Genomic DNA, 10,101 nt, shown 5'->3' on the forward strand with positions numbered 1-10,101 from the left:
AAAATCACCTGAGTTCTGTCCAAAACCTCCACAGAAAGAGCCTTGGATAGGTTATGGAGCTGGGAGGGGGAGAGAGCATTTTGGAAAATGACCAGATCCGCCTCATGAAAGAGTACGGCGGATCTTACTTCCTCCACTTTTCCGGATCCGATAAAGGTAGCACTGTCCTCTCTGGCTAAGCTTTGGCTAATGCTGGTGCAGCATTCAATGGACAAGGCCTGACAAAGACCGAAAAGCTCTTCCGTGTCCAGAGCAAAGTCTCTGTTCTCCGGAAATTCCACACCCACCAGAACCGCTTTTTTGTTTTGAATTTGATTACTTTGCATAAAACTCCTTTATCCTTTACTCTGATATAGCTCCGCTTTTCTCTTTTACGAAAAACTACTTTATTTTTTTACCTTTGGTATAGGGATGCCTTCCGCCCTTGCTACTTCCAACCACTCCGCTAAAACTATTTCAGCATTATGTATTGCTTCCGACCTAGTCTTTCCGTCTGCAAAAAATCCTTTCAGTTCCGGAATTTCTGCTATATAAAGCTTATCTTCTTCTGCCCAGTACAATTTAATTTTAAATTTTCTCACATTTTCCCTCATAAAAGTATAAAGAAAGTTATTTATCAATACAAACAACGTTTATCTGCATTCCATAGATCATGAAAATATGAAGGGATATAAATCAATGTTATGTATTTGCCCCGGGCTATAGGTCTGGAAGGTGGGTGGTATGAGCCCGATACTTGCGAAAACCTGCGGAGAGAAGAACTGTATCAATCAATGAATTGAAGCGACAGATGCAGTATAGGCATGAAAGAGGGCAATCTGAGCCCGTTACTTGCTGAAAACCTGTGGAGAGAAGGACTGTAACAATCAATGAATTGAAGCGACAGATGCAGTATAGGCATGAAAGAGGGGCAATCTGAGCCCGCCGGTACTTGCGAAAAACAAGGGTACCGAAGTTTTTCGCTTAGTATCCGCTGCGAAGGCGAAGTTAGTGAGAGCGTGCCCGATTTCATGCCTATACTGCATTGGAGCGTTCCTCATCAATGAACACAGCCTGTTTCGAAGGATACCCCCAATTCCTTGCCATCTTCTTGAAAAACCATGCCAGAGGCAGGAAGGGCAGCAGCAAAAGCAAGAAGAAGCGTAGAATCCGAAAGGTGGTATCCTGAAAAAATTCTTCCGGCATAATGTTTATCATACGGCTTAGGGCCGGATCAAAGCTCCAGTTCCCTTGAGAGAAAAAGAGCAGATGAAACTGCGTAAAGGCTTGGTCAAAGTTCTGGCTGGCGTAGAGGAAGAAGAGCAGTAGAATCACCAAAAAGCCTGCCATACAATAGAGGAAGCCTTTTCCCAAAATGGCAAGAGCCCTTCCGTGTTCTAAAATCACAAGCAGAAAGATGATAGCCAGGAGGGAGAGGAAGAACATCATGCGCAGGGTGAGGCTTAGGGTAAACAAAACCCGTACATCCGCCATGTGAGAGGCTTCATCTTCCTGATAGAAGTTTTGCTCTACACCATTTACCGAAACGGGGATAATGAGATTCTCCCGATCCCCTCGAAGGTAGCGAAGGGTCTCTCCCATAACCTTTTCCAAATCCGATAAGGGGATGGACTCTCCCCGATTCTCCAGCAAAGCTTCTTGAACTTGGTATTTTTGAAATTCCTGTCTATAATAAGAAGGATTTCCGTAGCAGGCCAGCTCAAAGCCTGAGACGAAGAGGATAAAGACCAGAAAGAGGGAAAAAAGCAGGCAGGCGACAGGATAGAATATATGTTTTAAATGGGATTTCATGATTTCCTTTCTTTTGTTCTTTGGTGTAAAATGTGTAAGGCTAAAAATCTGATTTTCAAAGATTTTCCATATTTTTTTAGTATAACACGAAGCGAGTAAGTAAAGGAGGGAAAAATGGCTAAGGACAATAAAACCAATGTATGTCGTCTTTTGGATAAGGCAAAAATTCCTTATGTAGAGCAGGAGTATCCGGTGGATGAGGAGGACTTGTCCGGGGCTCATGTGGCTTCCGTATTAGGCTTTCCCCCGGAAATTATTTATAAAACCCTGGTCTTAAAGGGGGATAAAACAGGCTACTTCGTGGCAGTGATTCCGGTGCTGGAGGAAGTGGATTTAAAGAAAGCGGCGAAGGTCTCCCAAAACAAGAAGGCGGAAATGATTCCCATGAAGGATCTTCAGTCTTTGACCGGATATATTCGGGGAGGCTGTAGTCCCATTGGTATGAAAAAGCATTTTCCCACCTACTTTCAGAAGCAGGGGGAGGAGCTGGAAAGAATCTATGTTTCCGCCGGTAAGAGAGGTCTGCAAATTGGCCTCTCTCCAAAGGATTTATGTGCCTTTGTGTCCGGAAGCTTTGAGGATTTGATTCGTGGAGGAGAAGAGTAAGATGAAGGTATCGATTTTGAATTTGGTTCCCCTGAGGCAGGGAGAAAGCTATAAAGAGGCCATGGATCGGATGGTGAATCTGGCGAAGAAGGCGGAGGAGCTGGGATATACCCGTTACTGGATTGCAGAGCATCATAATACCCATTCCGTAGCCAGCAGTGCTACCCAGCTTTTGATCCAGTATGCCTTAAGCAATACGGAAAAAATCAGAATCGGTTCCGGAGGAGTGATGCTGCCGAACCATAGCCCCTATCTGGTGGCGGAGCAGTACGGCACCTTGGAAACCCTCTATCCGGGCAGGGTGGACTTGGGGCTTGGTCGTGCTCCGGGAACGGATTTAGAAACCGCAAGAGCCATCCGAAGAGGTGTGGGAAGAGAGTCGGATTTTGAGCGAGAGCTGATGGAGCTTTCGGAGTATTTCCGGGACACGGAGGTGGTACATGCCTACCCTGCAGCAGGGCTTAACATTCCCCTGTATATCTTGGGTTCCAGTACCGACAGTGCCTATCTTGCGGCAAGACTGGGGCTTCCCTATTCCTTTGCGGCTCACTTCGCCCCAACCATGATGGAGACCGCCATTCGGATTTATCAAGAGAATTTTAAACCCTCCGATGTGCTGGAAAAGCCCTATGTGATTTTGGGAGCAAATGCGATTCTGGCGGACACCAAGGAGGAGGCGGAGTCTTTAGCCACCACCCAGTGGCAGGCCTTTTTAAACATCATCACTAACCAGTCTCAAGGATTGCTCCCCCCTGTGCACTCCATGGAAGAGGTTTGGAAGGACTATGTGGAGGCGGTAAGGGTTCCCCACTTCGGCCCGGTGGCATTTACCGAGGAGCTGATTCATCAGGAAAAGAGAATCGTGGAGCGGATGGGCGCCTTTTCTTTTATCGGCACCAAGGAAGAGGTGCAGGCGAAAATGCGGGAAGTGCAGGAGAGAGTGCATTTTGACGAGCTGATTGTCAACTCCTACATTTACGAAGAGAAGGCTCAGCACTATTCCTATCAGCTCTTAAAGGAGGCTTTGGAGGAGCTTTAAGAGATATTTTAGAAAGATTTTCTTTTCCGGCATTGTTTTCGAAAAGGAAATGCAGTAGTCTGATGAGAAAGAAGTCTTGATAAAAGAAGCAGGGCTTAAAGAAAAGTTTTTTTCAGAAAAGGAAGAGCAGAAAATAAAATGCTTTTTCAAGGAAAGGCTTTATGACTAAAGAATCATAGGAGGAAAATACAATGGCTAAAGTAAAGTTTTTTTATGTAAATGGTTGTCCTTATTGCGCACAGGCAAGAAAGGCCAGAGAGGAATTGATTGCCGAGAATCCTGCCTACGGAAAGGTGGAGTTTGAGGAGATTGATGAGGGCTTGCATCCGGAGCTTGCAGAACAATATGATTATTGGGCTACCCCCGCTATGTTTGTGGCAGAGGAGAAGATTTATGAATCTCATATCGGAGAAAAGTTTGAAGAAGCCAAGGAAAATGTGAAGAAGGTATTGGAGAAGGCTTTAGCAACATCTTAATACAAAAAGTAGCTTTCAAAATCCCGGAAGAAGGAATTTTGAAAGCTATTTTTCTTAGAGGAAAAATGCGAGAGATAGGGCATTCTATATTCGGGAAGAGAAAATAAGGCAGAAAAATATTTGCCTAGAGGGGAAGGATGGGTTATGGAAGGAATCAGAGAAGGCAATCAAATCAGGGGAAAGCATTTTCGATTTACGGTGCTGACAGAAAGACTGCTCCGTTTGGAATACAGTGAAAAGGGCTGTTTTGTGGATGGGAAGAGCCAGATGGCGGTAAACCGCAGCTTTCCTCCCGCAGAATTCCATTGGGAAGAGGGGAAGCAGGGAGAAGGAATTCTTCGAACCAAATATCTTCGATTGATTTATAAGGGGGGAGCCTTCAGCAGTGAAAATCTTCGGATTTTTGTCAGCGGAGATGCGGGAAATACCTCCGCCCTTTGGCATTACGGGGATAAAATCGAGAGCTTGAAGGGTACGGCCAGAACCTTGGACGGTATAGACGGTGCCCTGCCTCTTTCGGAGGGAATCGTTTCCCGACAGCTTTTCTCTGTTTTGGATGACAGCAAAAGTATGCTTTATAAAGACGGAAATTTCTTTGTACGAGAGGATTCGGAAGCAATCGACCTGTATTTCTTTGCCTATGGTACAGATTATAAGACGGCGCTAAAGGATTTCTTCCATTTGACCGGAGATGTTCCTCTGCTTCCCCGCTATACCCTGGGGAACTGGTGGAGCCGTTACTTTGTCTATTCCGAGGAAAGCTATCTGGAGCTGATGGACCGTTTTCAAGAGGAAAATATTCCCTTCCAGGTGGCGGTGATTGATATGGACTGGCACATCACCAAGGTGCCGGAAAAGTATGGTACAGGCTGGACCGGCTATAGCTGGAATAAGGATCTTTTTCCTGATCCTCCCCGTTTCCTAAAGGCTTTGAAGGACAGAGGGATGGCTTGTACCCTAAACGTTCATCCTGCAGATGGCGTCCGGGCCTTTGAGGATTGCTATCCCGCCTTTGCGGAATTTATGGGAGTGAATCAAAAGGAAGAAGAACCGGTGCTTTTCGACCTTTTGGATGAGAAATTTAGAGAAGGATATTTTCGTTTTGTGCATCACCCGATGGAAAAGGACGGGGTGGATTTTTGGTGGATTGATTGGCAGCAGGGGGAGAACTCCGGCATGAAGGGCTTGGATCCTCTTTGGATGCTGAATCATTATCATTATGAGGATAATAAGGGAAAAAATGGAGAGAAGCGCGGTTTGATTCTTTCCCGTTACGCCGGCCCCGGCTCCCACCGTTATCCCATCGGCTTCTCCGGAGATACGGTGATTTCCTGGGAAAGCCTGGATTTTCAGCCCTACTTTACCGCCACTGCCAGCAATATCGGTTACGGCTGGTGGAGTCATGACATCGGGGGACATATGTGGGGAGTGCGGGATGATTCCCTCTTTACCCGTTGGGTACAGCTGGGGGTATTTTCTCCCATCATGCGTTTGCACAGTACCAACAATGCCTTTAATGGAAAGGAGCCTTGGAAATACAGCCGGGATGCGGAGGCGGTTTCCAAGAATTTCCTTCGCCTGAGAAAGGCGCTGGTGCCCTATCTTTATACCATGAACTATCTGGCTCATGTGGAAAGACGTCCTTTGATTTTGCCGCTGTACTACGAGGAGAAGCCCTGGGACGGACTGTACGATTATAAAAATGAGTATTACTTCGGAACAGAACTGCTTTGTGCCCCCATTACGGAGAAGGAAGACCCTGTCAGCGGTCTGGGAAAAGTGAAGGCTTGGCTTCCGGAGGGACGCTGGATAGACTTCTTTACCGGCGAGAAGCTTACGGGAGGAAGAGAACTGGAGCTGTATCGTAGCCTGGAAAGCATTCCGGTTCTTGCTAAAGAAGGTACCATTCTTCCTCTGGACGGCAGAGAAGAGGGCAATGCGGTGGATGCGCCGGAGCTTATGGAGCTTCATATCTTCTCCGGTGCTGATGGAAGCTTCTGTCTGGCAGAGGACGAGCATGAATATGCCGATTTCCGGAAAGAGGATTGGGCCTTTACCAGATTTTCCCTTCGACATGAAAGCAAGGGCGGCTCCGTGGAGGAGGTACTTCACATTTTCCCGGTGGAGGGAAATGAAAATGCTTTTCCCAAGGAGAGACTCTTCCTTCTGCATCTAAGGGGCGTGTCTTCTTTGGAAGGCTTAAGCCTGACATACGGGGATTCGGAGCTTCCGGCAGAAGCAGGGGACTATCTGGAAGAGGAGGATGCATTGCTACTTTCCCTTCCTGCCTGGGACGGAAAAGAGAGCATTTGCCTTCGCTATCGCTACAATCAGGAAAAGAGAGAGACACAGGAAAATAAGCTCTTACAGGACAGAGCCTTTACGCTTTTACAGAATGCCCAGATTTCCTATGACGAAAAGACGAGAATTTTTGAATGCTTTAAGGACTTGGGAAAGAAGACCAGGGCGGAGATTTTGGGAGCGGTACATTCCCGCTGTACCTCGGAATCCCTACGGGGAGCCCTTGTGGAATTACTTTCTGCAAGCGGAGTATAAGATTTAGGGGCTGTAAAAATCAAAAAAATATAGGATTTTCGGCAATATAGGTCTGAATATGGGGCGGTACATTTTTACAGCCCCTTTTTTCTTGCTCAAAAATACTGCTTTTGTAAAGCTAAAGAAAGCCAAAGAGGAAGAAACTAGGCTTGTTTGAAATATACAAAAATAACGAAGTATTTTGTGCAGAAGCACAAAATGGAGAGTCTTGTAAAAAAGCTCCAAACTTATAGAAAAATGTTATAGATGGAAAGCGGAAGAAAAAACGGACTGTCCACAGGAAGCTAAGGAGATGAAAGAAATAATGGCGGAAAATCGACATTTTCTAGAAAAATCAAGAAAAAAACAGGAGAAAAAAGCCGGATTATCCTTGGGAAATCTCCTGGACAAATCTTGCTTTTCTATAAGAGAAACCGTATAATATGGAGAATAACAAATTTTTGTCAATCTAAAAAATATTTAGATTCACAAATAAGAGCTTCATTGTTTGGTTTCAGTTTTTACGTATATTGCTCGCACGCCTACGGTATTTTGCGATAGAGATGAAAAAGCCGGAAAGGAGTTTCCCATGAGAGAACTCAAAACCACAGAGGCAGTGGGGAAAACCCTCTGCCAGGATATTACCCAGATTATTAAGGGAGAGAAGAAGGGCCCTGTTTTCCGAAAGGGTCATGTGATTCGGGAGGAGGATATTCCCGTGCTTCTTTCTGTGGGCAAGGACCACATTTACATCTGGGAAGAGGGGGAGGATACTCTCCATGAAAATGATGCGGCAGCCATGCTCTATGAAATGGGGCGGAGCGAAAATATGCACCCCTCCGAGGTGAAGGAAGGAAAAATCGAGTTTATCGCTGATTGCGACGGTATGCTGAAGATTCAATCGGAGAAGCTTTTTGCCCTGAATTCCTTCGGGCAAATGATGATGGCCACCAAGAAGAATCACAGCTTTATCAAAAAGGGAGAGGCCTTTGCAGGCACCAGAATTATCCCCCTTTCCATAGAGCGGGAGAAGATGGAGGAAGTAAAGAAGATTGCGCCGGAGGGGGGCATTTTACAGCTTCTTCCCTTTGAAAAGAAGAAGGTGGGACTCATCAGCACCGGAAATGAAGTTTTTTACAAAAGAATCCAGGATAGCTTTACTCCGGTGGTACGGGAAAAGCTTTTTCCCTATCCGGTGGAAATTATCGGTCATGTGACCTGCCCGGATGATGTGGAGCAGGAAAAGGAAGCGATTCTGGGCTTTTTGGAACAGGGGGCTGACTTGGTTATTTGCATGGGGGGAATGTCTGTAGATCCGGATGACCGTACCCCATTGGCGATTCGCCTGTCCACGGAAGAGGTGGTAAGCTACGGAGCACCGGTACTGCCCGGTTCCATGTTTATGCTGGCTTACGCCAAGGGAAAGGTGCCGGTTTTGGGACTTCCCGGCAGCATTATGTTTTGCCCCACCACGGTTTTTGACCTGGTATTACCGCGAATCATGGCAGGGGACATGGTGAAGAAGGAAGAAATTGATGCTCTGGGAGAGGGCGGTTTGCTTTAAGCCTGTAGGAAAGCGAAACAGGCAGTAGAGTAAAATGGAAGTACAGTTCTGAATAAAGTAATGACAAAACGCACACAAAGGATGGCAGGAAAGAAGGTTAGGCAGATGGAGAAAGCAAGAAAAGAAATTATCAGGGAGATTGCCGGGCTGAATTCTTCGGAGGAAAATGTACTTTTTCACTCCTTAGTGGAAGGAAGCCTTGGGGAATTGGCCTTGTTTTCTTCCGGAAAATGCCTAAGCCACAGCCCTAAATTCCCCTTTTTTGCCTCGGAAAAGGATAGAGAGGAATGTTTTTGGGTCAATCGTAAAGAAGGGATTTTTTCTCTGGGAGAGGGAAAATTCTTTGCGGAAACCCTGGCTTCAGAGAAAAAGCTCATCATTTGCGGGGCGGGACATGTGGCCATTGCCACCATTCGTCTTGGAAAAATGCTGGGATTTTCCGTGACTTGTATTGAGGATAGACCTCTTTTTGCCAAGGAAGCGGAAAAGGCAGGGGCAGACAGGGTAATTTGTGAGGACTTTGCCAAGGCCTTGGATAGTCTGGAAGGAGACCGGGACAGTTACTTTGTGATTCTGACCAGAGGTCATGTGCATGACCAGATTTGCCTTCGGAGAATTTTGGAAAAGCCCAAGGCCTATATGGGCATGATGGGCTCCAGAAGAAGAGTGGCTATGATTAAGAAGAATCTTTTGGAAGAGGGATTTTCGCAGGAGCTTCTGGATTCTCTCCACAGTCCTATCGGTTTGAAAATCGGGGCGGAAAGTCCGGAGGAAATTGCTCTTTCTATTATGGCGGAAGTCGTAGGGGTGAAGAGCGCCGGAAAAAATACCATCGGCTACAGTGAGGAGATTCTGGGCGCGGTGGAAAAGGAAGAGAAGCTGGTGTTGGCCACCATTATCGAAAGAAAGGGCTCCGCTCCCCGTTCCGTAGGCACGAAGATGTCTATCAATCCCCTGGGAGAGATTACCGGCACCATAGGAGGAGGCTGTGCAGAGGCGGAGGTGATTCAGAAAAGCCGGGAGCTTTTTCTGGAAAATGCACCGGAGGGCCTACTGTATCACGTGGATTTAACGGATGACGCCGCCGCGGAAGAGGGAATGGTTTGCGGTGGAATCTTGGAGATCCTTTTGGAGAGATATTAGAGGGTCAGGAGAGTAGAAGATGCAGGATAAGTTCCAAAGAAAAATCAATTATATGCGAATGTCCATTACGGACCGCTGTAATTTGCATTGCCAATATTGTATGCCCAATGGGCTGGAGAATCCTCTTCCCATGGATCGTTTGCTGACTTATGAGGAGCTTTTGCAGGTGGCAAAGGCCGCAGTAGCCTGCGGCATTACCCGCTTTAAGGTTACCGGAGGAGAGCCCTTGGTACGAAAAGGGGCTGTGGATTTTATGGCTTCCTTAAAGGCCTTTCCCGGGGTGGAGCAGGTAACGATTACCACCAACGGATTGCTCCTTTCCGAAGCATTGCCAAGATTTCAGGAAATGGGCTTGGACGGCATCAATGTTAGTTTAGATACCTTGATCCCGGAGCGTTTTTATGAGATTACCGGTTTTGATGCCCTGGACAAGGTACTTCAGAGCATCAAGGAGGCAGTAGCCTGCGGAATTCCTGTGAAGCTGAACACCGTTTTACAAAAGGGAGTAAATGAGGATGAAATCTTTGCCCTTTTGGCTCTTTGCAAAAAATATCCTTTGGACCTTCGTTTTATCGAAATGGTGCCTATTGGTTACGGAAAAGAGCAAAACGGCATCGGCAATGACTTTTTACTGGAGAAATTAAAAAGGATTTATCCGGAGATGACCAAGGACATTTCCACCCATGGAAACGGCCCGGCAAAGTATTATAAAATTCCCGGCTTTCAGGGTTCTGTAGGCTTTATTTCTGCCATGCATGGAAAGTTTTGCTCCCATTGTAACCGTATTCGACTGACCTCTACAGGAAAGATTAAGCCCTGTCTGTGCTTTGGAAACAGTATCGATGTACGGGAATGTTTGCGAAATCCGGCATTTTCAGAAGAACAAAGGGAGGAGATTTTACTGGAAAAGATTCAGGAAAGTATCTGGGCAAAGCCGGAAAGCCATT

General features: G+C 46.4%; 9 protein-coding genes and 1 pseudogene. 7 read left to right on the plus strand and 3 right to left on the minus strand.

Features of this window, described 5'->3' with window-relative positions; genetic code table 11:
* The 3 genes and pseudogenes from RYL27_RS09080 to RYL27_RS09090 all read right to left on the minus strand — a co-directional run.
* Nucleotides 1-326, minus strand: a pseudogene (locus RYL27_RS09080) (GTPase HflX); the annotation flags it as partial.
* 60 nt (nt 327-386) lie between these two features.
* Entirely contained in the window at nt 387-581 is a 195-nt protein-coding gene (locus RYL27_RS09085) for a type II toxin-antitoxin system HicB family antitoxin (RefSeq protein ID WP_314966713.1), read from the minus strand.
* A gap of 433 nt (nt 582-1,014) precedes the next feature.
* Nucleotides 1,015-1,791, minus strand: coding sequence for a DUF1461 domain-containing protein (locus RYL27_RS09090; RefSeq protein WP_314966715.1), 777 nt, complete (start codon nt 1,789-1,791; stop codon nt 1,015-1,017).
* 114 nt (nt 1,792-1,905) lie between these two features.
* Between RYL27_RS09090 and ybaK the strand changes: the two genes are divergently transcribed.
* The 7 genes from ybaK to moaA form a co-directional block, all read left to right on the plus strand.
* Nucleotides 1,906-2,397, plus strand: a complete 492-nt coding sequence (gene ybaK, locus RYL27_RS09095; RefSeq protein WP_304071595.1) for a Cys-tRNA(Pro) deacylase — start codon at nt 1,906-1,908, stop codon at nt 2,395-2,397.
* A gap of 1 nt (nt 2,398) precedes the next feature.
* Nucleotides 2,399-3,436 carry an LLM class flavin-dependent oxidoreductase gene (locus RYL27_RS09100; RefSeq protein WP_314966718.1) on the plus strand — a complete coding sequence of 346 codons (1,038 nt, stop codon included), beginning with the start codon at nt 2,399-2,401 and terminating at the stop codon, nt 3,434-3,436.
* Nucleotides 3,437-3,627: 191 nt separating this feature from the next.
* Entirely contained in the window at nt 3,628-3,912 is a 285-nt protein-coding gene (locus tag RYL27_RS09105; protein WP_314966720.1) for a glutaredoxin, read from the plus strand.
* A gap of 144 nt (nt 3,913-4,056) precedes the next feature.
* Nucleotides 4,057-6,468 (plus strand): glycoside hydrolase family 31 protein, encoded by a 2,412-nt coding sequence (locus RYL27_RS09110; protein ID WP_314966722.1) that lies wholly within the window; start codon nt 4,057-4,059, stop codon nt 6,466-6,468.
* Between the two features lie 568 nt (nt 6,469-7,036).
* Nucleotides 7,037-8,011, plus strand: coding sequence for a molybdopterin-binding protein (locus RYL27_RS09115; RefSeq protein WP_314966724.1), 975 nt, complete (start codon nt 7,037-7,039; stop codon nt 8,009-8,011).
* A 105-nt stretch (nt 8,012-8,116) separates the two neighbouring features.
* Nucleotides 8,117-9,154, plus strand: coding sequence for an XdhC/CoxI family protein (locus tag RYL27_RS09120; protein WP_314966726.1), 1,038 nt, complete (start codon nt 8,117-8,119; stop codon nt 9,152-9,154).
* 19 nt (nt 9,155-9,173) lie between these two features.
* A partial coding sequence (moaA, locus tag RYL27_RS09125) for a GTP 3',8-cyclase MoaA (protein ID WP_314966728.1) occupies nt 9,174-10,101 on the plus strand: 928 nt, incomplete at its 3' end.

This window comes from Oribacterium sinus, assembly GCF_963537195.1.
GTDB lineage: Bacteria > Bacillota > Clostridia > Lachnospirales > Lachnospiraceae > Oribacterium > Oribacterium sinus_A.

Bases quoted from the DNA above. Each gene is read 5' to 3' on its own strand.
- RYL27_RS09090 (WP_314966715.1), bottom strand. From the start codon at position 1,791: ATGAAATCCCATTTAAAACATATATTCTATCCTGTCGCCTGCCTGCTT.
- ybaK (WP_304071595.1), top strand. From the start codon at position 1,906: ATGGCTAAGGACAATAAAACCAATGTATGTCGTCTTTTGGATAAGGCA.
- RYL27_RS09100 (WP_314966718.1), top strand. From the start codon at position 2,399: ATGAAGGTATCGATTTTGAATTTGGTTCCCCTGAGGCAGGGAGAAAGC.
- RYL27_RS09105 (WP_314966720.1), top strand. From the start codon at position 3,628: ATGGCTAAAGTAAAGTTTTTTTATGTAAATGGTTGTCCTTATTGCGCA.
- RYL27_RS09110 (WP_314966722.1), top strand. From the start codon at position 4,057: ATGGAAGGAATCAGAGAAGGCAATCAAATCAGGGGAAAGCATTTTCGA.
- RYL27_RS09115 (WP_314966724.1), top strand. From the start codon at position 7,037: ATGAGAGAACTCAAAACCACAGAGGCAGTGGGGAAAACCCTCTGCCAG.
- RYL27_RS09120 (WP_314966726.1), top strand. From the start codon at position 8,117: ATGGAGAAAGCAAGAAAAGAAATTATCAGGGAGATTGCCGGGCTGAAT.